This window comes from Streptomyces sp. NPDC007896 (genome assembly GCF_042959425.1).
Classification (GTDB): Bacteria; Actinomycetota; Actinomycetes; order Streptomycetales; family Streptomycetaceae; genus Streptomyces.
In genome coordinates this window covers 75,926-96,798 of record NZ_JBIBKX010000015.1, presented here as the reverse complement: position 1 = coordinate 96,798, position 20,873 = coordinate 75,926, and the positions used below count along the sequence as shown (strand labels likewise).

Here is a 20,873-nt window from a genome sequence, read left to right as displayed (position 1 = left end):
GGCCCCGTTGTCCGTCGACGCCACTCCTCCGAGCGGAGCGCTCGCCGAGGGCCCCCGTCCGGCCGAGCCGCCTGACGGTTCGCGCCCACCGGCGCGCGCATCCGCCGACGCCGACCGCCGGGCCGCCGGACCGTCCGCACCACCGACCGCGGCACCCACCGAACCCGACCGCCCAGCCGCAGGCTCGCTCATCCGACTCGGCTGCCCGTGCGGCGCGTCGTGCCGAGGTGTCGCCGGGGTCGGAGTGCCGCTCCGGCCGAGTGCCGCGTCCGTCGCGCGACCATCCGCTGCCGTCATGCCTGTGCGCCCTCCAAGGAGTGCAGTCCCTGCCGTCGTACCGTCGCCGCGAGCGTACGGTGTCCGGACTGCTCGGCCCGCATCACCCGCTCCTCCGGCAGGGCGCGTTGCCACCATTCGCCGGCGGCGGCGTCGGCGGTGGCGCGCAGCTCGACGACGGCGCCGGACAGCGCGCGGCGGGCGGACTCCAGTGCGCCGGGTTCGGGACGCTCGGCGTCGAGCGCGTCCGCGGCGCGTGCGCGGGCCCGCTCGACGGCGTCGAGGGCGTCCTCGATACGGTCGCCGGCCCGCCGGTTGGTGACCACGACCGCCGCGGCGAAACCGACCAGCGCACCCACCAGGGTGTCCGCGACCCGGTCGGTCATCAGCTCACCGGGCTGCTGGACGCGGGCGAACTCGGTGATGAGCAGCGCCATGGGGGTCACGCAGATGCTGCCGAGCCAGTAGTTGCGGCCGATCAGGGCCTCGGCGCCGAAGTTGAGGGCGAGGCAGAGCAGGACGAGGACCGTCTGGCTGAGATGGGCCAGCGGGGCGAGCACGGCGAAGAGGAGGACACCGATCAGGTTGCCGACGACGCGCTGCACTCCCCGGCTCCAGGTCAGGGTGACGTTGGCCTGGTAGAGCGAGGCGGCGGTGACCAGCGCCCAGTAGGGACGGCCGACACCGAGGGCGAGCGAGGCGTATCCGGCGAGGGCACAGCCGAGCACGGTGCGCAGGGCGATCGGGGCGAGTGGGCCCAGGCGCCGGAACAAGGGGCTCGGGGGGACGGCGAGTTCGACTTCCACGCCCAGGAGTTCTTCGGCGGCTTCCCCGAGGCCGTCCGGACGAGGTACGGGCCCGGCGCCCCGTACCTCGCGTGCCCACGCCCGCAGCCGCTCGGGCTCCGTGTCGGCGGGCGCGCTGATCGCCACCTCGGCGCGCACGACGAGCCGTTCCAGGGCGCGCCGGGGCGCGCTGCGGGCGCCGGTGGAGAGCAGCGACTGCCAGGCCCCGTGCACGGCGGCGGCCGCGGCGGCGCGGGCCCGTGCGGCCCCGTCACCGCTGCCCGCCGTCTCGGCACAGGTGGCCGCGGCGTTCAGCGCGTGCGCCGTCGCGCGGCGCTCGGGCCCGTGTGGGCGGACGAGCCCGGGTGCCATGCCCACGATCCACGCCCAGCCGCCCGCGGCGGCGCCCAGCGCGAGGTGGCCGGGAACCTGGCCGAGCGTCTGCGGCACGAACAGGGACGCGGAGCTGATGAAGGCCAGGACCACGTGACCGGGCGGCCCGATGCGCGTGGCGTCGCACAGCGCCTTCTGCACGGCGGCCAGCAGCGCGCCGACGGTGACCAGCACGACGGCGTTCGTCGTGAGCGAGGCCGCGGTCAGCGCGACGGCGAGGCCGCCGAGCATGCCGAGGACGACCCAGGCGAGCGCGCGGGCGCGGGCGGCGTACGGACGGTTGTGGGCATAGAGCGCGCAGAGCGACCCGGCCATGGTGTACATCGCCAGGTCCAGCCGGCCGAGCGCGAGAAGCGTCAGATTCGGCGGGGCGACCGAGGCGACCACGCTCAGCGCGGGCTTGAACCAGATGTCGGCGGGGCGGCCGAGCCGCAGCGCACCGGCCAGCGGGAGACGAGGTCCATGGGGGCGCCGGCGTACATGGGGGATCTGCGGGGTCGCACTACTCATACCTTTAAGGTTAGCAGGTGTTTTACTCGTAAAATATATTCTCCCGCCACCACCCACCCACCCGCGCCCACGCCCACCCACGCCCACCTGCGACGCACTCCCGCACGCTCCCCTGTGTGCACCTTTGCGCTCGCTTGCGCACCGCCCCTCCCGGGCATGCCCTGACCGACTGTCCGACATCAACGACTGTCCGACTCCGTCGAGCGGGGAGGTACGCGGTGCACGGACCGGCGTCACCCGGCTGGCTGCTCGTAGCGCTGTGCGCGGCGAGCGGGGCCTATTGCCTGTTGCGGATGCGCAGCCCCGTCGAGGAGCAGCGCCGCACCGCGGGCGCCGAGGCGCTCATGGGATTCGGCATGGCCGCGATGGCCGTGCCCGCGGCGGCGGCCACTCCGCCGCGCTGGACCTGGTTCGCCTACGCCGCGGTGTTCGGTGCCGCCGCCCTGCGCACGCTGTGGTCGGTCCGCAGCAGCCCGCACCATCTGCACCATCTGGTCGGGGCCTGCGCCATGGTCTACATGGCCGCCGCGATGGCCGCCTCCCCCGGGCACCACGGGCACGGCGGCGGTTCCGGGATCCCGCTGGTCACGGGGGCGCTCCTGGTCTACTTCGTCGGGTACGTGCTGCGCTCCGGGGCCCGGCTGTTGCCGGTCGCGGCGGTGGCCGGCGACTCGGGGGCGCTCGGCGGCACCCCCCGGGCCCTCGGCTGGGGAGACCGCCCCGAGCTGTCACAGGCGTGCCGTCTGTCCATGGGGATCGCGATGCTGGCCATGCTGGTCACGCTCTGAGAACCGCTCCGGCCCCGGCCATGTGAAACCGTGGCGTACGTCACTTTGTCGTCGCGGGCCGTATCCCCCGGCGACGCTCCGCTCATAGGCTTCACCCCATGATGGTCCCCGCGGCACTGTTGCTGCTCGGCGCCCTGGCCGCCGTGGTCGCTCCACGACTGCTCGCCCGGGCCAACTGGCCGGACCATGAACCCGTGGTCGCCCTGTGGGCGTGGCAGTGCGTGGTGGCGGCGGTTCTGCTGTGCTGCGTCCTGTCGATGACGCTCAGCGCGGCCGCCGCGTGGGTGGCGGTGCGCGGCCATGTCTTCGCCCCCGCTCCGCACTCCGTCGTGGACGCCTACGCGTTGGGCAAGGGGAGCCCGTGGGCGGCGACGACCGCCGTGGCGCTCGCGTGCGGCGGTGCCTGGACCGCGGCGATGCTGGTCCGCGAGGTGCTGCGGGCCCGGGCCCACCGTCGCCAGAGCCGTGACGAACTCCTCCTGCGCGCACCGCTGTTGCCCGGTGAGGAGCCGGGCAGTGACCGGCTGGTGGTGCTGGAGGGCGAGCGTCCGGACGCCTGGTGGCTGCCCGGGACCGCTCCCCAACTGGTCGTCACCACAGCCGCGTTGCGCCGTCTCAAAGGGCGTCAGCTGGATGCCGTGCTCGCCCATGAGCAGGGACACGCGCGGGCCCGGCACGACTGGCTGCTGCACTGCTCGGCCGCGCTCGCCGTCGGTTTTCCGCAGGTGCCCGTGTTCGCCGCGTTCCGCGACGAGATGCACCGCCTGGTCGAACTCGCCGCCGACGACATGGCCTCCCGCCGCTTCGGCCGCCTCACGATCGCCCTGGCGCTGGTGGAACTGAACGAGGACCGGGGCGTGTTCGGCCCCTGTCCGACTCCGCAGGCCCACGTCCCGCAGCGGGTGCACCGCCTGCTCGCTCCCCCGGACCGGCTGACGCCGTCGCGGCGGCTGCGACTGACGGCGGCGGCCACGCTGGTGCCGGTGGTCCCTTTGCTGGTGGCGTTCGTACCGGGCCTGCGGGCGCTCGGCTAGCCGCAACAGCGGCGGTTCGGCGATACGGGGTTGGCCTGCGGCCCCGTACGTCGGCGAGGATCACCGTATGCGCTCCCCGCCCGTCGACTCACCGCTCCGCGCCCCCACCCCACGGACCGCGGCACTCACCGCGGCGGTGCTCGCCGTTCCGTCGGTGCTGCTCCTCCTGCTGGTCGCGTTCTCCTGGCGACCGCTGCTGGCCCTCGACGGCGCCATCGCGCGCACCACGCACCGCTGGGCGGTCGACGAACCCGGCGTCACCCATGCGTTCCGCGTTCTGACGGACTGGGTGTGGGACCCGTGGACGATGCGCGCGCTGGGTGCGCTGGTCGTGGTCCGACTGGTGTGGCGGCGCTCGACGTGGTGGCCGGCGCAGTGGGTGGCGGCCGCCTGTGTGCTGGGCACGGTGGTGCAGCAGTCGCTGAAGGCGGCGGTCGGCCGGGCGCGCCCCGTCTGGCCCGACCCCGTGGACTCCGCGCACTACGCGGCCTTCCCCTCGGGCCACGCCATGACCGCGACGGTGGTGTGCGGGCTGCTGCTGTGGCTGCTCCGGCTGTACGGCGCCGGGCGCGCGCTGCGGCGCACGGCACTGGCGCTGGCCGTGATCTCCGTCGTGGGTGTCGGGCTGAGCCGAGTCTGGCTGGGCGTCCACTGGCCCTCGGACGTCCTGGGCGGCTGGCTGCTCGGCGCGCTGGTGGTCGCCCTGGCGGTGGCGGCCCATGAGCGCCGGTTCGGCGCGGAGCGTGGTTGACCGGCGCGGAGCGTGGTTGACCCGCACGGAACGCGCCCCGAAGGATGCCCTCATGACGATCAAAGGCGTGCTCTTCGACTTCTCCGGAACACTGTTCCGTGCCGAACCGACCGAGTCCTGGCTGCGCGCGGTGCTCAGGGACGCCGACCTCACCCTGCCGGAGCGGGAGTTGGCCGAGGCGGCGGACGCTCTGGAGGCGGTGGGCGCGCTGCCCGGCGGTGGCGTCGCGCCCCGACTGCCGGAGGGCTCGGAGGACTTGTGGCGCAGGCGGGACGAGAGCGCCGAGCGGCACCGGGCCATGTACACGGCGATCTCCCGCCAGGTGCGGCTGCCCGATGCCCGGCTGCACGACGCGCTGTACGAGCGTCACATGCTCCCGGCGGCGTGGGGGCCCTACCCCGACACGGCCGAGGTGCTCGACGCCTTGTGCGGGCGCGGGGTCGCGGTCGGGGTGGTCAGCAACATCGGCTGGGATCTGCGGCCCGTCTTCCGTGAACACGGCCTCGACCGGTACGTGGGCGCGTACGCGCTGTCGTACGAGCACGGCGTCCAGAAGCCGGACACCCGGCTGTTCGCGACCGCCTGCGACGCGCTGGGCATCGCCCCCGAGGACACGCTGATGGTCGGGGACGACCGCCGCGCGGACGGGGGTGCGGCGGCGCTGGGCTGTGCGGTGCTCTTCGTGGACCACCTGCCCGCGACGCTGCGCCCGGAGGGACTGCGGCCGGTGCTGGACCTGGTCGGCTGACCCCCGCCGCTTCCAGGGAGCGCGCTTGGGCCCGACAGCCGTCGATGTCGGGCCCGAGGGTCCCTCACTCTCAGCTCTGATAGTCCTCGACCTGCGAAGACGGTCGTACGCGCGCCTCGTCCGGGTTCTCCCCGAACTCGGACTTCGCGCGCCGCTGGCGCAGCAGGTCCCAGCACTGGTCGAGCTCGCGCTCCAGTTGTCCGAGCCGCTCGTGTTCCGTGGTGCTGTCGATCTGCCCTGATGTGACGGCGTCGCGCAGCCGTCGCTCGTCGTCCACCATCGCCGTGATCTTGGCCAGGATCTGCTCTTGATCCATCTCCACCCGCCTCCTCGGCACTCCCGCCCACTGTAAGGAGGCCACGGCTGCTGTGCGACTCGCTCGGGAATCCTGCCCGGCCGGGAATTCCGCTCGCCCTGTGCCCGTCCGCCTGAGACGATCCCCCGCGTCGCCCCAGGCGGACGGCAGCCCGAAGCCTCCCCCGCGGTGCGTCATGGCCCGGACGGTCTGAGTATAGTTGGCTGGCAGCCAGTCAACACAGGAGTTCCAGCATGTCCCCGCGCAGCCCGTCGGTCAATGAAGAGTTGCGGCGGCGTTCCCGGGAGCGTCTGCTGCAGGCCGCGGTGGAGCTGGTGAACGAGCGCGGCTACGAGGCGACGACGCTCGGGGACATCGCGGATCGCGCGGGATCGGCGCGCGGACTGGTGTCGTACTACTTCCCCGGTAAACGCCAGCTCCTGCAGTCCGCCGTGCACCGGATGATGCACCGCACTCTGGAGGAAGGGCTGGAGCGCGAGCCGCGCACCGAGGACGGCCGGGAGCGGCTGGCGCGGGCCATCGACGCGATTCTGGGCCTGGCGCGGGACCGGCCCGTGCTGATGCGTCAGCACATGGCGGGGATATTGCAGGGCGAGGGGTTCGTGCAGTGTCCGGAGCAGCAGCGCCTCGCGCAGCTGCTGCGGGAGACCGTCGCCGGGTACGGCTCCCAGAACGCCGACACCGACTACCCGATGCTGCGGGCGGTGCTCATGGGTGCCGTGTACGCGGCCCTGGTGCCGGGTGTGCCGATGCCGGTCCCGAGGCTGCGGGCCGAGCTGTTCGAGCGCTACCACCTCGACTGGGAGATGGGTGTCCCGCCGGACACCGAAGTGCCCGGCGGGACGTGCGACAGCGATCTGTCACGGTTCTTCACGACCGGCGGGCGACCGGACGAGCAACCGCCTGACGATCAGTCGCCCCACGATCAGTCGAAGTAGTCCGGCTGCGTCTGGACGTTGAGCTCGCGCAGGTGGACCCGCTTGGCCGGGTCGGTGCGCCGGTCGCTGAGCTTGAGGACGTCGAAGCCCTTGGTGATGTCGTTCGAGTAGATGTAGCCGTTGTAGTAGTACGCCGACCAGGAGCCGCCGAACGTGAGCTTGTCGGTGGTCAGCGGTCCGCGCTCGAAGTAGGCGATCTCCTTCGGGTTCGCGGAGTCGGTGAAGTCCCAGACGGAGACGCCGCCCTGATACCAGGCCTGGACCATGAGGTCCTTGCCCTTGACGGGGATCAGCGAGCCGTTGTGGGCCACGCAGTTCTCGGTGTCGGCCTGGTGGCGGGGGATCTTGAAGTAGTTCCTGAAGACGAGCTTGCGCTTGTCGCCCTTGCCGACGATGTCGTAGATGCCGTCGGCGCCGCGGTTCGGACCGATGGCCGCGTTGCAGGTGGCCGCCCCACCGCCGCCCAACTCGTCGGTGAACACGACCTTGTTCGCCTTCTGGTTGAAGGTCGCCGAGTGCCAGAACGCGAAGTTGACGTTGTCCTCGACCTGGTCGATGACCTTCGGGTGCTCCGGGTCCTTGATGGAGAACAGGATGCCGTCGCCCATGCAGGCACCGGCGGCCAGGTCCTTGGAGGGCAGGACCGTGATGTCGTGGCAGCCGGTGGTCTTGGAGACGCCCGGGTTGGTGGGCGCGCCCGGGTTGCCGCCGCCGTCCGGTCCCTCGCCCGGGAACAGCACCGGGAAGTTCACCACGGCCGCCTTCTCAGGGGCGTCGCGAGGCACCTTGATGACCGAGATGCCGTCGTGCGGGGGCTGGCAGTCGGGGAAGGTGGCGCTCGGCGAGTACGAGGCGACGTAGATGTAGACGTCCTTGCGCTCGGGCACCAGCGTGTGGGTGTGCGAGCCACAGGCGGTCTCGACGGCGGCGACGTACTTCGGGTTCGCCTTGTCGGTGATGTCGAAGACCTTCATGCCCTCCCACGAGGACTTCTCGGTCGCGGGCTGCGTGGTGCTGTTGCAGGAGTTGTCGCTGCGCGAGGAGTCGGTGGACAGGAAGAGGAGGTTGCCGGAGACGGACACGTCGTTCTGCGAGCCCGGGCAGAGCACCTGCGACACCGTCCTGGGCGCCCTCGGGTTGCTGATGTCGAGGATGCGGAAGCCGTCGTAGTTGCCGGCGAAGGCGTACTTGCCCTGGAAGGCGAGGTCGGAATTGGTGCCGGGCAGCGCGTCCTTGGGGATGTTGGCGAGGTGCTCGATGTTGTCGGAGTGGACGATCTCGTCCTGTCCGGGTATCTCGCCGTTCGCGATCGCCGTCCTGGTCTCGGCGGCGTCGCCGCGGGACACCTTCTCCGGCGGGGCGGGGCCGTCCCCGGGATCAGGGGTCGCGGCCGCCGGGCCGGCCGTGAGCAGCGCGGCCAGTAGTCCGGCCGCGGCCGCGGCAACTCCCAGGCGTCTGCGCCGCGTTCGGGGATCGATCAACAGGGTCACTGCGTCCTCCCTTGTAGCCGTTCGCAGTTGAACGGTTCACGGACCCCAGAAGTATCGTCCGACCCATGCGCTGATCAACAGATGGCAATGCACTCGTAATGAAAGTTTTTGATCAGTAACGTTCGCCGGCGTGCTAGGACGGTCATGAAACACCCGTGAGGTGTCCGGCGATTCATGTGCCCCTGGAGGTCGATGTGTTGCTCCGTCGTACGTCCCGCGCGTCCCGTGCGCTCCTGGGCGCGACGTCGCTGACGGTCGCCGTGCTCGCGCTCGGGGGCTGCGACTCCGGCTCGGCCTCCACACCCAAGTCCGCCGGGACGAGCGGGCCTTCGGTGATCGCCCCCGGCAAGCCGGGCGAGGCGGCCGAGACGCTCTCCGCCGCGGACGCCGCGAAACAGCGCAGCGAGGACGACTCCCCCAACGCGGCGGACTTCGCCTACGCGCGGATGATGATCGCACATCACACCCAGGCCCTGGAGATGGCCGGACTCGCCCCGAAGCAGGCCGTGTCGGGCCAGGTGAAGCGGCTCGCCGCGCGGATCGCGGCCGCCCAGGGGCCGGAGATCACCACGATGAAGGGCTGGCTCACGACCCACGAGGGCGACAAGCGGCCCACAGAACACCGGCACGAGGAGATGCCCGGCATGGCGACCGAGGCACAGCTGAAGCAGTTGCGCGCGGCGCGGGGCAGGGCCTTCGACGCGCTCTTCCTCAAGCTGATGATCACACATCACGACGGGGCGATCTCCATGGCCACGGAGGTGAAGGCCCAGGGCAACAACATCCAGATCGAGGAGATGGCCGACGACGTGATCGCCCAGCAGACGAGCGAGATCAGCAGGATGCGCGAGATGCGGTGACGCTCGACAACACTCGGTGACACGGTCGGCGACCGCTTGAGTGCTCACGGCACGTGCTCATGCCATGACTTCCCGTACGGATGAACACGCACACCTGTGCCGCGCGCCGCCCCCTGTCAGCGGAGCGTCGGTGGTGCGATGCTGGAGCCATCAGCGATCTCCTCGGGCTGTTCGGGTTTCGGATTGGGAGTTCCGCCGTGTTGTATGTCGCCGTCGTCGGCTCGGGGCCCAGCGGGGTCTACACCGCCCAGAGCCTCGTCCAGAGCGAGCTGTCAGAGGTCCGGGTGGACGTCCTGGACCGGCTGCCGTGCCCGTACGGCCTGGTGCGCTACGGCGTGGCACCGGACCACGAGAAGATCAAGTCCCTGCAGAACAATCTGCGGACGGTCCTGGAGGACGAGCGGGTGCGGTTCCTGGGCGGCGTCCAGGTCGGCCCGGGCGGGGTGCCCGTGACCCGGCTGCGGGAGCTGTACCACGCGGTGGTCTACTGCGTGGGCGCCGCCACCGACCGTCACCTCGGGGTGCCGGGCGAGGAGCTGTCGGGCAGCTGGTCGGCGACCGAGTTCGTGTCCTGGTACAGCGCGCACCCCGATTCCGTCACCGACGGCTTCGTGCTCGGCGCGCGCTCGGCGGTGGTCGTCGGCGTCGGGAACGTCGCCGTCGACGTGACCCGGATGCTGGCCCGCGGCGCCTCCGAGCTGAGCCCCACGGACGTGCCGCAGGCGGCGCTGAACGCGCTGGCCGCGAGCAAGGTGACCGAGATCAGCATGATCGGGCGGCGCGGTCCCTCGCAGGCCCGGTTCACCACCAAGGAGCTGCGCGAGCTCGGCTCGCTGCCGGACACCGAAGTCGTGGTGGACCCCGAGGAGTTGGCGCTCGATCCGCAGTACGCCGACCCTTCGGACCTGCCCGCCACGCAGCGCCGCAATGTGGAGGTGCTGCGGGGGTGGGCCGCCGCGGCGCCGCAGGACCGGGCCCGCCGGATCCGGCTGCGCTTCTTCCTGCGCCCGGTCGAACTGCTTCCCGACGAGGGCGACGGCACCCGGGTGGGTGCGGTGCGCTTCGAGCGTACGGCGCCCGACGGGCACGGCGGGGTGACGGGCACGGGACGGTACGAGGACATCGAGGCGCAGTTGGTGCTGCGCTCGGTCGGCTATCGGGGCGTCCCGCTCGAAGGGCTGCCCTTCGACACGGACCACGGCACGGTGCCGCACCGCGCGGGCCGGGTGCTGCGGGACGGCGCGGTCGCGCCGGGCGAGTATGTGGCGGGCTGGATCAAGCGGGGGCCGACCGGTGTCATCGGCACCAACCGGCCGTGCGCCAAGGAGACGGTGACCTCGCTCGTCGAGGACGCCCCCGAACTCGTACGGCGGGATCTGGCCGAGGATCCCCTCGCGGCGCTGCGGGCGGCCGGGGCGGCACCGGTTCCGTGGGCCGGTTGGGAGGCGATCGAGCGGGCGGAGGCGGAGCTCGGGGCCTCGCTCGGACGGAGTGTGGTCAAGCTGCCCGACTGGACGTCACTGCTGGCGGCGGCGCGGACGGCGACTTCGTACTAGAGCCTCTCCGGCGGGGTCGGGCGCGACTCGGTGGGCATGACACATAGCGGCAACGGGCCGGAAATCAACAAACTGTTCAAGCCCCTTACGGTCTCGTGCTGTTCGGACGTTCCTCGCGCCGTCCGGCCGTCCCCGTCCCCACCCGCCGCTCCTGGAGTGTCCATGGCGACCACCGCACCCGCGCATCCCGTGCATCCCGTCGACGAGGTCCCACCCGTACGCCACCTGGCCGCCTTCGGACTCCAGCACGTGCTCGCGATGTACGCGGGCGCGGTGGCCGTGCCGCTGATCGTGGGCGGGGCGATGAAGCTCTCGCCCGCCGATCTCGCGTATCTGATCACCGCGGACCTGCTGGTGTGCGGTATCGCGACCCTCATCCAGTGCGTGGGCTTCTGGCGGTTCGGTGTACGACTGCCGATCATGCAGGGCTGCACCTTCGCGGCGGTCTCACCGATGGTCCTGATCGGAACGACGGGCGGCGGACTGCCCGCGATCTACGGATCGGTGATCGTCGCGGGGCTCGCGATCGTGTTGCTGGCGCCGGTCTTCGGCAAGCTGCTGCGCTTCTTTCCGCCGCTGGTCACGGGCACCGTCATCCTGATCATCGGGGTCTCACTGCTGCCGGTGGCGGGCAACTGGGCGGCCGGCGGCGTAGGAGCGAAGGACTTCGGGGAACCGAAGAACCTGGCGCTGGCGGGCTTCGTCCTGGCCGTGGTGCTGGGTGTGCAGCGGTTCGCGCCGGCCTTCCTGAGCCGGATCGCGGTATTGGTCGGCATCGCGGTGGGCCTCGCCGTGGCGGTGCCCTTCGGGTTCACGGACTTCGGCGGGGTCGGGGACGCCGACTGGGTCGGGATCAGCACGCCGTTCCACTTCGGCACGCCGACGTTCCACGCCTCCGCGATCGTGTCGATGCTGGTCGTGGCGCTGGTGACGATGACGGAGACGACCGGTGACCTCATCGCGGTCGGCGAGATGACCGACCGGAAGGTCGAGCCGCGCACGCTGGCCGACGGTCTGCGCGCCGACGGTCTCTCCACGGTGCTCGGCGGTGTGTTCAACACCTTCCCCTACACAGCGTTCGCGCAGAACGTGGGTCTGGTCGGCATGACCCGGGTGCGCAGCCGATGGGTGGTGGCGACCGCGGGCGGCATCCTCGTCCTGTTCGGTCTGCTGCCCAAGCTGGGCGCGGTGGTCGCGGCGGTACCGGCGCCGGTGCTCGGCGGCGCGGGTCTGGTGATGTTCGGGACGGTCGCCGCGAGCGGGCTGCGGACGCTGGCCGAGGTGGACTTCAAGGGCAACAACAACCTGACGGTGGTGGCCGTCTCGCTCGCCGTGGGCATGCTGCCGGTCGGCGTGCCGACGGTCTACGCGAAGTTCCCCGACTGGTTCCAGACGGTGATGAACAGCGGGATCAGCGCCGGGTGCCTGACGGCGATCGTCCTGAACCTGCTTTTCAACCACCTGCCGGGGAAGGCGGGTTCGGCCGGGGTCGCCGCCGAACGGGAGGCCGCCTCGGCCTGAGCCCCGCCGGGCGCTCAGCCGGTCAGCCGGTCGCTCAGCCGGTCAGCCGGTCGCTCAGCCGGTCAGCCCTTCGCTCAGCGGGTCAGCCCTTCGCTCAGCGGGTCAGCCGTTCGCCCAGCCGCTCGCCCTGCCGCTCGATCGCGGCGAGGACGCTGTCGAGAAGTCCGGGGAACAGGGCGTTCAGGTCGGCTGTGCGCAAGGCGCTCATCTTGGCCGTTCCCCGGTAGACCTGCCGGATCATCCCGCTCTCGCGGAGCACCCGGAAGTGGTGCGTGGTGGTGGATTTGGTGACCGGCAGGTCGAAATGCGAACAGGAGAGCTCGTCGCCGACGGCGGCGAGCTCTCGCACGATCCGCAGCCGCATGGGGTCGGAGAGCGCGTGCAGCACCGACTCCAGGCGGATCTCCTCACACAGGGGGTGCGGCAGGTCACGGCTGCTGCCGGCGGGGTCGGCGGTCGTCACGGTGGCTCCACTTCGTCCAGGAACCTCATTGTCGTCCAGGAACCTCAGTGTACGAGGATTGTTCGACACCTCTCGTAGTTTGACACATCCCGTACTACGGCGCTTATCGTACGAGGTGCAGTTCGGCCCCTCGACGAACGGAGTCCGCCGTGAGCACGCTCTTCGAGCCCTTCACCCTGCGCGAGGTGACCGTCCCGAACCGGGTGTGGATGCCCCCGATGTGCCAGTACTCGGCCGCGCCGGAGGGACCCTCGACCGGCGCGCCGAACGACTGGCACTTCGCCCACTACGCCGCCCGCGCCACCGGCGGCACGGGGCTGATCGTCGTCGAGGCCACCGCCGTCTCCCCCGAGGGCCGGATCAGCCCCTACGACCTGGGCATCTGGAACGACACCCAGGTCGAGGCCTTCCGCAGGATCACCCGCTTCCTCAGGAGCCAGGGCACCGTGCCCGCGATCCAGCTCGCGCACAGCGGCCGCAAGGCCTCCACCGACCGTCCCTGGAAGGGCGGCGCGCCGGTCGGCGAGGACGCGTACGGCTGGCAGCCGCTCGCCCCGAGCGCGCTGGCCTTCGACAAGCGGCACCCGGTGCCGACCGAGCTGACCGGGGCCGGGATCCGGGAGATCGTGGGCCAGTTCGCGGACGCGGCGCGGCGCGCCCTGGACGCCGGTTTCGAGATCGCCGAGATCCACGGTGCCCACGGCTACCTCGTCAACGAGTTCCTCTCCCCGCACTCCAACCGCCGCACCGACGAGTACGGCGGCTCGTACGAGAACCGTGTCCGCTTCGCCCTTGAGGTCGTGGACGCCGTGCGGGAGGTCTGGCCCGACGACAAGCCGCTGTTCTTCCGGATCTCCGCCACCGACTGGCTGGAAGAGGGCGGCTGGAACGCCGACGACACCGTCCGCTTCGCGGGCGAGCTGCGCGCGCACGGCATCGACCTGCTCGACGTCTCCACCGGCGGCAACGTCTCGGGGGTACGCATCCCGGTCGGGCCGGGTTACCAGGTCCCCTTCGCCGCCCGGGTCAAGGCGGAGACCTCGCTGCCCGTCGCCGCCGTCGGTCTCATCACCGACGCCGAGCAGGCCGCGAAGATCCTCGCCAACGACGAGGCCGACGCCGTGCTGCTGGGGCGCGAGCTGCTGCGCAACCCCTCGTTCGCGCGCCTGGCGGCCCGTCAACCGGGCGCGGAGGTCCAGGTCCACGTCCTCGACCAGTACCACCGCTCCGTGTAACCCTGCGCTCCGTGGCACTCCTCACCACCGCTGCGCGTGGACCGTCCCTGGAGCGCGCTGGCGTGCCGCGTTCCGGTGCAACCGTCGCAGGACCAGCGCCAGTTGGAGGCGGAGTCGGCCGTGCGGGTCGTGGACGGGCCAGTCGAGCCAGTGCTCGGCCTGGGCGAGTCGGTCCTGGAGTGTGGAGTGGTGCACGTTCAGCTCCGCCGCGGCGGCGCGCAGACTCGTGCTGAAGGCGATCGCGTTCAGCGTGCTCGCCGCCCAGGGGGCCGTCGCGACGGCGTGCTCCAGGGCGCGGACGTCGGGGACGGGTTCGGTGGTCGGGCCGACCGTGTCCGCGAGCAGTGCGAGACCGCCCAGCTCGTCCGCGTACACCGTCCGGGGGCCGGGGTCCTGGTCGGTGCCCTCAGCGGTGAACCGCAGGGCGGTGCGGGCGGCGGCCCACGACGCCGGAAGGTCCCGTACGGGCACCGCGGGGCCGATGCCCGCGCGACGGCCACCGGTGGTGGGCGTGCTGTCGCCGGTGGCGGGCACCGCTTCGACGAGCGGCCCGCCCTCGGCGGTCGCCACCACACGGGCGGCGGCCACGTCCCGCAGGCCGAGCCGGACGGCCGCCTGACGCCGGGCATGCTCGGTGGCGGAGGCGTCCAGGAGCACCTCGACCGAGGCGGGGTCGGCCTCGCGGGCCTCCGCCGGAGCCCGCCCGCGCGTCCGGTCGAGCACCACCCGGGCGGCGGCCGCGGCGCGCTCGAGGACCATCGCGTGGACCCCGTCGGAGACTCCCGTGCGCTCCAGCCAGAGGGCAGGCGGTCCTTCCGGCGTCAATGGGGCCGAGGGCCAGGCCGGGTCGATGGGGCCGCCGTCGTCCCGGCGCATCCCGTCGGCCTCGACCCGGACGCGGACCCCACGCTCCTCGTCGACGAGCCGGGCCGGGCAGCCGGACAGCACGGCCGCGCCGCGCACCAGGGCTTCCAGACCCGCCCGGCCCTCGATCAGCCGGTCGAAGTAGGAGATCACCTGGAGTGCGGCACCCGCGTCGGGGTCGAGTGCCGCGAGCCTGCCCGCCAGCTCCTTCACCGAACTCACTCACCTCGCACGGACCCACCGGAAAGCGTCGCCCCTCATGCTCCGTCTTCCGGCGCCCGGTGCCAAGCCGTCACCGGCAAGAACGCCTGATGGACGGGGTCAGTTCTCCAGGAGCCGACGCAGCCAGCGCAGACGTGCTGCCTTGGTGTCCTGGGACAGGGCCGCCTGCGGCGCCATCAGGTCGTATCCGTGGAAGCCACCCGGCCACACGTGGAGTTCGGCCCGGCCGCCCGCCTGCCACAGCCGGCTCGCGTAGGCGACGGCCTCGTCCCGGAAGGTCTCGGCCGAGCCGACGTCGATGAAGGCCGGGGGCAGTCCGGACAGGTCGTCGGCGCGGGCCGGGGCGGCGTAGGGAGAGACGTCCGGGCCGCCGCGGGCGTCACCGAGCAGGGCCGTCCACCCCATCTGGTTCGCCGCGCGGTCCCACACGCCGAGACCGGCCATCTGATGGCTGGAGGGGGTGTCGTTGCGGTCGTCGAGCATCGGGCACAGCAGCACCTGTCCCAGGAGCGCCGGTGCGCCGCGGTCCCGGGCGAGCAGGGCGACCGCCGCGGTCAGACCGCCCCCGGCGCTCGCGCCCGCGATGATGATCCGCTCGGGGTCGAACCCCAGTTCCCCGGCATGCTCGGCCGTCCACTTCAGTCCGGCGTAGCAGTCCTCGACGAGGGCCGGATGCGGGTGTTCGGGCGCGAGGCGGTACTCCACCGACACCACGGCCGTGCCCAGCTCCTCGGCCCAGTCGAGCATCTCCCCGACGCCGGTGCGGTTGTCCCCGATCACCATGCCGCCGCCGTGCACGTTGTAGACGACGGGCACGGCCGCGGCGGCCCGGGTCGGCCGACAGATGAGCAGGGAGATGTCCGGTGCGCCCTGCGGTCCGGGCACCGTGCGCTCCTCCACCTCGAAGGCGCCGTCCCGGGTCAGGTCGAGGTCCGCCCCTTCGGACAGTGCCATGCCCTCGCGCAGCGCCGGGATCATCTCGATGCTGAACGAGGACGGCAGCTGTTCGCGGATGATTTCGAGGGCGGCGGCGAGCTCCGGGTCGAACGGCGGGGGCGGCCCGACCCGGGAGCCCTGCGCCTCGGCGGAAGCATTGGTGGTCATCGGCTCTCCCTGCGTCCGGGCCACGTCCCTGTGACCACTGGCTGTCATCGTGCCTCGCGCCCGCGGTCCCGCGGCAGCGCCGGACGGCGGAGAAGTCCCGCCGAACGGCGGGATGCGCGTCGCCGCCCGATCCCCGTCGCCGCTCGATTCCCGTAGCCGTTCAGTTCCCGACTCCGTTCAGTCCCCGACCTGTACCAGCCCGCTCTCGTAGGCGAAGATCACCGCGTGGACACGGTCCCGGAGGCCGAGCTTGGTCAGGATGCGGCCGAGGTGGGTCTTGACGGTCGTCTCCCCGACGAAGAGGCGGCCCGCGATCTCGCCGTTGGGCAGCCCCCGGGCGACCAGGGCGAGGACTTCCCGTTCCCGCTCGGTGAGGGCGGCGAGGCGGCTGCGCTGGGCGGGCGTGGAAGCGGACGCGGGCGCGTGCAGCACGAAGCGTTCGACCAGGCGCCTGGTGAGCGAGGGCGCCACCATGACCTCGCCCCGCAGCACCGCCCGCACGGTCACCAGGATCTCCTCGGCCGGGGCGTCCTTGACGAGGAAGCCGTTCGCGCCGGCCCGCAGGGCCGCGTAGGCGTACTCGTCGAGGTCGAAGGTGGTGACGACGAGGATCCGGGGCCCGTGGGGCTGCGCGCAGAGGTGCTCGGTGGCGGCGAGTCCGTCCAGACCGGGCATGCGTACGTCCATCAGGACGAGGTCCGGCTCCAGGGCGGCGACGCCCGCGATCGCCGCGTCGCCGTCGGCGGCCTCGCCCACCACGGTGAGGTCCGGCTGGCTGTCGACGACCATGCGCAGCCCCATCCGGATCAGCTCCTGGTCGTCACAGATCAGCACGCGGGACGGAGACGGGGTTGGGGGCGGGGTTGGGGACGGACCGGTCATGGGGCCGCCCCGGTGGGCTCGGGCTCGGCGACGCGCAGGGTGGCGGCGACCCGGTAGCCGCCGTCGGGTGTGGGCCCGGCGTCGACACTCCCGCCGTACAGGGCGGTGCGCTCGCGCATGCCGATGAGACCGCGACCGGACGAGGGCAGCGGGGCGGGGAGCTCGGCGGCGGTCACGGCTCCGGCTCCTCCTGCGGCTCCGGCTCCGGCTCCGGCTCCGGCTCCGGCTGAGTTCTCCACCCGGACGCGGACCAGCCGCCCGGGCCCTGGAGTGCCCGTGTCGACCCGTACGTGGATCGAGGCGTCCGGCGGCGCGTGCTTGACGATGTTGGTGAGCGCTTCCTGCACGATGCGGTACGTCTGCGCGGTGAGGTCCACCGGGAGGCCGCCCCGCTCACCGCGCAGGTCCAGCCGGGCGCGCGGGCCGCTCGTGTTGAGGCGGCCGATCAGCCGGCGCAGATCGGACGAGAGGGACTCGGGAGCCGCGTCGGGGCCGGAGCCGGGGCCGGAGTCGGAGTCGGGGTCGGGGTCGGCCGAGGCGTCCGCGTCGGGCGTACGCAGCACCTCCAGCAGCCGGCGCAGTTCGCCCAGGGCCTCGCGGCCGGTCGCGCTGATGACGCCGAGGGTGCGGTCGACGACGGCGGGGTCGACATGCCGCATCAGCCTGCCGCCCTCGGCGTTCACCACCATCACGCTCACGCTGTGCGCGAGGACGTCGTGGATCTCGCGGGCGATGCGCGCCCGTTCCTCGGCGACGGCGACCCGGGCCAGGGCGAGGCGCTCCGACTCGACGAGTGCGGCCCGCCGCTCGAACTCGGCGAGGTAGGCGCGCCGGGCACGGACGTACTCGCCGAACACCCAGGCCCCGGCCAGCAGCAGCCCCACGGCGAGCGGGGTGAGCCAGGCTCCGCGGGCACCCGGACCCACGTACTCCCGCTGCCACGCGGGAATCCACAGCAGTACGCAGACGGCCGCACAGACCACCGTCAGCGCGGCGGCGCGGCGCAGCCCGCGCACGGTGAGGGTGGCCAGGACCGCGGCCAGGGCGACGGCGCCGCGCCCCGGTTCCTGTCCCCACACCTGTCCGAGGTACTGCGCCCAGAACGCCGCCGTCACCAGGGCCGCGACGAGCACCGGCCGCCGGCGGCGCCACAGCAGGGGCAGCACCAGGGCGACGTACACGCCCGCCTGTACCCAGACCGGCCGCCAGCCCGGCTCCGGGCGGATGACCGGGGGCACGGCCACCAGCACGACCAGCAGGACGTCCGTCAGCCACGGGCTGCCGCGCCGCCGACGGGCCAGGGTCTCGATCAGCCGATGCACCGCCTCACGCTATGGCCGGGGCCCGCTTCCCCGCATCGTCCTGCGGGGCGTCACGGGGTCCTCCCGCGGTCGTACGCGCACCGGCCGGCAATACGACGTGCGGCCACCCGGCGCACTTCCAGCATGGCCGCCATGTCGATCACCAGCGAGTTCCTCAGGCGGCCCCTCATGACCGGTGCCGTGACGGCCAGTTCACGTCAGCTGGCTCACGCGATGACCGAGGGCGTCGGTCTGGAGCGGGCCCGGCTCGTTGCCGAACTGGGTCCGGGGACCGGGGTGTTCACCGAAGCGATCCTCGCCCGGCTCGCGCCCGACGCGCGGCTCGTCGCGGTCGAGCTCAATCCGGTGCTCGCGGCCCGGCTGTCGGCCGCACGGCGCGACGAACGGCTGACCGTGGTGCGGGGTTCGGCCGCCGAGCTGGCCGCCGCGGTGAGCGGACCGGTCGACGCGGTGGTCTCCGGGCTGCCGTGGACGGTCATGTCGCGGGAGCGGCGCGGGCACATCCTGGACGCCGTGAGCGAAGTCCTGGCGCCCGGCGGCCGGTTCACCACCTTCGCGTATCTGCACGCGGCCTGGACTCCGCCCGCCCGTCACTTCACCGCCGAACTGGCCTGCCGCTTCGACCGGTTGGAGCGCTCGCCGGTGGTGTGGCCGAACCTCCCGCCCGCCTTCGTGCACCGGGCCACCAGGAGGCCGTGACGCTCGGCGCAGGACGACGTATTCCGTGCCGAGGCGCCTGTGAAGATCCCGCGACGCGATGGAGACCCGACACCGAAGCGGTTGACGATCGGAAACCCTACATACTGTAGGGTTTGCCTCATCGTGAGCCTCTTACATCTCGGGGGACCCCCAAATGAAGGAACGTGACGACGGTCCGGCGGCGCCGAGTGACGGCACCTTCGAGCGGATCCTGGACCGGGCTCTCCACTCCCCCGAGATCATGGCAGCCGTGGAACGCGTCGGCGTGGCGGACACGCGCGAGCGTCTGCGCGCCGAAGCCCTTCAGGCGTGCCCCTCGCTCTCCCGGACCGCCACGGTCGAGTACGACCGGTACCTCCGGCTGCGGGCGTCCCGACGGCATGACGGCCCCTCAAAGGTCTCCGTACGGGTGGGAGATGGCTCCGTGTCCGTCTCGGCGCTGCTCGTGCCGAGTCTTGGTGTCGTCGCCGCGGGTGTGTACGTCCTGAGCGGCTTCGACCTGCACGCCCTCGACGTACGCCCGCATCTGAACGACGGGCTGATCATGGTGGTGGTGATCCTGGCCGCGGTGACGGCGGGCGCGGCGCTGGGCGACCTTCTCTGGTCGCTGGCGACGCGCGACCGCCCCACCCCGGAGGACCGCGATCCCGAGGTGAGGCGGGCCCATGAGGAGTGGCAACTGGCCCTGCTGGAGCGGGGAGTGATGCCGTTTCTGCTCGGCACGCTGGACGGGACCGCCGCGGGTCCGGCCCCGCTGCCGGCCCCGGCCCAACCCCCTCATCACCCTGCGCTTCAGCCCTCGACGAGGGAGCGGCCCAGCCAGTCGGACCTGTCCTTCACCCCGGGCAGCGCGAAGAAGTAGCCGCCCCCGGTGGGGCTGATGTAGTCGACGAGCGGCTCGTCGATCAGACGCGTCTGGGTCGCCTCGAACTGACGGACCACGTCCTGCTGGTAGGAGCAGAAGGCCAGGCCCATGTCGAGGTTGCCCGCCTTGTCGACGCCCCGGTCGTAGTTGTAGCCGCGGCGCAGGATCCGGGTGGTGTCGCTCTTCGCCGTACGGGGGTTGGCCAGCCGGATGTGTGCGTCCAGCGGGATCGCCTCGCCCTTGGGGTCCTTGGCGTAGCGCGGGAGGTCGGTCTCCTGGGCGCCGTCCAGCGGTGCGCCGGTGTCACGGCGGCGGCCGATCATCTTCTCCTGCTCGGTGAGCGAGACCCGGTCCCAGAACTCGACCAGCATGCGGATGATCCGGATGACCTGGTAGCTGCCGCCGACCGCCCAGGACGGTTCGCCGTCGGCCGCGGTGACCCAGACCAGCTTGTCCATCTCGCGGGACGAGGTCGTGTCGGGATTGGCGATGCCGTCCTTGAACCCGAGGAAGTTGCGCTGCGCGCCGGTCGGACGGGACGGGTTCTGGAAGCCGTCGATGCGCCACTTGATCTGCATCGCGCCGCGCGTGTGCCGGGTGATGTCGCGCAGGGCGTGCAGCACCGTGTCGGAGTGGGCGGCGCACAGCTGCAACGACAGGTCGCCGTGGCACTCGGCGGCGTCGAGGTTGTCGTTGGGAAAGGTGCGCATCGGCTTGAGGTGGCGCGGCATGCGGTCGGCGAGGCCGTAGCGGTCGTCGAAGAGCGAGGCGCCGACGCCCACGGTGACGGTGAGGTCGTCCGCCGGCAGGTCCGGTCCCAGCAGACCGCTGTCGGAGGGCGGTGCCCCCACGCCGAGGTCGACCGGGGTGCCACCGGTGGTCAGGAAGCGGGCCCGTTCGGTGATCGTGCGCAGCAGGGCGGCCAGTTCGGTCCGGTCCTCGGCGACGACGTCGAAGGAGACGAAGACGGCGGCCGTGGGCGCGGGGGTGGTGATGCCGGCCTGGTGGGCGCCGTGGAAGGCCACCTTGCCGCTGCCCGAGTCCGCCGCCGCGGCGGGAGTACTGCCCGCGGCCACCTGGGCCCCGACGAGTCCGGCGCCCGCCAGGGCGGCTCCGGCCGCGCCGACGCCGAGGGCGGTCTTGGTGAACGTACGGCGGCCGAAGGGGCAGCCGCCCGGCGCGGCCTGGTCGTCCTGGCTCGGGGTCGTCATCGGGGGAGGTCCTCTCCTGCGGGCACATGGTCCCGGTACT

20 protein-coding genes are annotated in these 20,873 nt (G+C 72.3%); 11 read left to right on the top strand and 9 right to left on the bottom strand.

Features of this window, described 5'->3' with window-relative positions; translation table 11 throughout:
- Positions 1 to 293: 293 nt before the first annotated feature.
- Entirely contained in the window at positions 294 to 1,964 is a 1,671-nt protein-coding gene (locus ACFZDJ_RS38670) for an FUSC family protein (protein WP_391066137.1), read from the bottom strand.
- Between the two features lie 218 nt (positions 1,965 to 2,182).
- Here ACFZDJ_RS38670 and ACFZDJ_RS38665 point away from each other — a divergent pair, with 218 nt between their 5' ends.
- The 4 genes from ACFZDJ_RS38665 to ACFZDJ_RS38650 all read left to right on the top strand — a co-directional run bounded on the left by ACFZDJ_RS38665 (position 2,183) and on the right by ACFZDJ_RS38650 (position 5,285).
- On the top strand, positions 2,183 to 2,752 hold the full coding sequence (locus tag ACFZDJ_RS38665; RefSeq protein WP_390931451.1) for a DUF5134 domain-containing protein: 570 nt from the start codon (positions 2,183 to 2,185) through the stop codon (positions 2,750 to 2,752).
- 98 nt (positions 2,753 to 2,850) lie between these two features.
- The gene (locus ACFZDJ_RS38660) at positions 2,851 to 3,786 is read left to right on the top strand and encodes a M56 family metallopeptidase (protein ID WP_384919527.1); all 936 of its coding nucleotides are present in this window, start codon (positions 2,851 to 2,853) and stop codon (positions 3,784 to 3,786) included.
- Between the two features lie 67 nt (positions 3,787 to 3,853).
- Positions 3,854 to 4,537, top strand: coding sequence for a phosphatase PAP2 family protein (locus ACFZDJ_RS38655; protein ID WP_390931449.1), 684 nt, complete (start codon positions 3,854 to 3,856; stop codon positions 4,535 to 4,537).
- A 52-nt stretch (positions 4,538 to 4,589) separates the two neighbouring features.
- Positions 4,590 to 5,285: an HAD-IA family hydrolase gene (locus tag ACFZDJ_RS38650; RefSeq protein ID WP_391066135.1), complete on the top strand. Its 696-nt coding sequence runs from the start codon at positions 4,590 to 4,592 to the stop codon at positions 5,283 to 5,285.
- Between the two features lie 70 nt (positions 5,286 to 5,355).
- On the opposite strand, the gene ACFZDJ_RS38645 is transcribed toward ACFZDJ_RS38650, so the two are convergent.
- Positions 5,356 to 5,601 carry a DUF2630 family protein gene (locus ACFZDJ_RS38645; protein WP_391066132.1) on the bottom strand — a complete coding sequence of 82 codons (246 nt, stop codon included), beginning with the start codon at positions 5,599 to 5,601 and terminating at the stop codon, positions 5,356 to 5,358.
- A 233-nt stretch (positions 5,602 to 5,834) separates the two neighbouring features.
- Here ACFZDJ_RS38645 and ACFZDJ_RS38640 point away from each other — a divergent pair, with 233 nt between their 5' ends.
- Positions 5,835 to 6,539: a TetR/AcrR family transcriptional regulator gene (locus tag ACFZDJ_RS38640; protein ID WP_385377988.1), complete on the top strand. Its 705-nt coding sequence runs from the start codon at positions 5,835 to 5,837 to the stop codon at positions 6,537 to 6,539.
- On the opposite strand, the gene ACFZDJ_RS38635 is transcribed toward ACFZDJ_RS38640, so the two are convergent.
- Positions 6,527 to 8,029: an LVIVD repeat-containing protein gene (locus ACFZDJ_RS38635; protein WP_391066129.1), complete on the bottom strand. Its 1,503-nt coding sequence runs from the start codon at positions 8,027 to 8,029 to the stop codon at positions 6,527 to 6,529. The two genes, ACFZDJ_RS38640 and ACFZDJ_RS38635, sit on opposite strands and share 13 nt — an antisense overlap.
- Before the next feature lie 194 nt (positions 8,030 to 8,223).
- Here ACFZDJ_RS38635 and ACFZDJ_RS38630 point away from each other — a divergent pair, with 194 nt between their 5' ends.
- The 3 genes from ACFZDJ_RS38630 to ACFZDJ_RS38620 all read left to right on the top strand — a co-directional run bounded on the left by ACFZDJ_RS38630 (position 8,224) and on the right by ACFZDJ_RS38620 (position 11,966).
- Complete coding sequence (locus ACFZDJ_RS38630) at positions 8,224 to 8,889, top strand: DUF305 domain-containing protein (RefSeq protein ID WP_391066465.1); 666 nt, start codon at positions 8,224 to 8,226, stop codon at positions 8,887 to 8,889.
- A 197-nt stretch (positions 8,890 to 9,086) separates the two neighbouring features.
- Positions 9,087 to 10,445: an FAD-dependent oxidoreductase gene (locus ACFZDJ_RS38625; protein WP_391066126.1), complete on the top strand. Its 1,359-nt coding sequence runs from the start codon at positions 9,087 to 9,089 to the stop codon at positions 10,443 to 10,445.
- A 162-nt stretch (positions 10,446 to 10,607) separates the two neighbouring features.
- Positions 10,608 to 11,966 carry a solute carrier family 23 protein gene (locus tag ACFZDJ_RS38620; RefSeq protein ID WP_391066123.1) on the top strand — a complete coding sequence of 453 codons (1,359 nt, stop codon included), beginning with the start codon at positions 10,608 to 10,610 and terminating at the stop codon, positions 11,964 to 11,966.
- Between the two features lie 94 nt (positions 11,967 to 12,060).
- On the opposite strand, the gene ACFZDJ_RS38615 is transcribed toward ACFZDJ_RS38620, so the two are convergent.
- A complete protein-coding gene (locus ACFZDJ_RS38615; RefSeq protein WP_391066120.1) occupies positions 12,061 to 12,429 on the bottom strand; it encodes a helix-turn-helix domain-containing protein in 369 nt (122 codons plus the stop codon).
- Positions 12,430 to 12,578: 149 nt separating this feature from the next.
- Between ACFZDJ_RS38615 and ACFZDJ_RS38610 the strand changes: the two genes are divergently transcribed.
- Positions 12,579 to 13,664, top strand: coding sequence for a tRNA-dihydrouridine synthase (locus ACFZDJ_RS38610; RefSeq protein WP_391066117.1), 1,086 nt, complete (start codon positions 12,579 to 12,581; stop codon positions 13,662 to 13,664).
- Between the two features lie 21 nt (positions 13,665 to 13,685).
- Here ACFZDJ_RS38610 and ACFZDJ_RS38605 read toward each other — a convergent pair whose 3' ends face one another.
- The 4 genes from ACFZDJ_RS38605 to ACFZDJ_RS38590 all read right to left on the bottom strand — a co-directional run bounded on the left by ACFZDJ_RS38605 (position 13,686) and on the right by ACFZDJ_RS38590 (position 18,058).
- The gene (locus tag ACFZDJ_RS38605) at positions 13,686 to 14,741 is read right to left on the bottom strand and encodes a helix-turn-helix domain-containing protein (RefSeq protein ID WP_390931440.1); all 1,056 of its coding nucleotides are present in this window, start codon (positions 14,739 to 14,741) and stop codon (positions 13,686 to 13,688) included.
- Between the two features lie 108 nt (positions 14,742 to 14,849).
- Complete coding sequence (locus tag ACFZDJ_RS38600) at positions 14,850 to 15,854, bottom strand: alpha/beta hydrolase fold domain-containing protein (protein WP_391066114.1); 1,005 nt, start codon at positions 15,852 to 15,854, stop codon at positions 14,850 to 14,852.
- Between the two features lie 177 nt (positions 15,855 to 16,031).
- Entirely contained in the window at positions 16,032 to 16,736 is a 705-nt protein-coding gene (locus ACFZDJ_RS38595) for a response regulator (RefSeq protein ID WP_384919553.1), read from the bottom strand.
- Positions 16,733 to 18,058: a histidine kinase gene (locus tag ACFZDJ_RS38590; protein WP_391066110.1), complete on the bottom strand. Its 1,326-nt coding sequence runs from the start codon at positions 18,056 to 18,058 to the stop codon at positions 16,733 to 16,735. Before ACFZDJ_RS38590 ends, ACFZDJ_RS38595 begins: the two co-directional genes overlap by 4 nt.
- A 132-nt stretch (positions 18,059 to 18,190) precedes the next feature.
- Here ACFZDJ_RS38590 and ACFZDJ_RS38585 point away from each other — a divergent pair, with 132 nt between their 5' ends.
- Positions 18,191 to 18,757, top strand: coding sequence for a methyltransferase domain-containing protein (locus ACFZDJ_RS38585; RefSeq protein WP_391066108.1), 567 nt, complete (start codon positions 18,191 to 18,193; stop codon positions 18,755 to 18,757).
- A gap of 154 nt (positions 18,758 to 18,911) precedes the next feature.
- Complete coding sequence (locus tag ACFZDJ_RS38580) at positions 18,912 to 19,619, top strand: hypothetical protein (protein WP_390931430.1); 708 nt, start codon at positions 18,912 to 18,914, stop codon at positions 19,617 to 19,619.
- Here ACFZDJ_RS38580 and efeB read toward each other — a convergent pair.
- Entirely contained in the window at positions 19,550 to 20,833 is a 1,284-nt protein-coding gene (efeB, locus tag ACFZDJ_RS38575; RefSeq protein ID WP_390931428.1) for an iron uptake transporter deferrochelatase/peroxidase subunit, read from the bottom strand. The two genes, ACFZDJ_RS38580 and efeB, sit on opposite strands and share 70 nt — an antisense overlap.
- Positions 20,834 to 20,873: the final 40 nt, after the last annotated feature.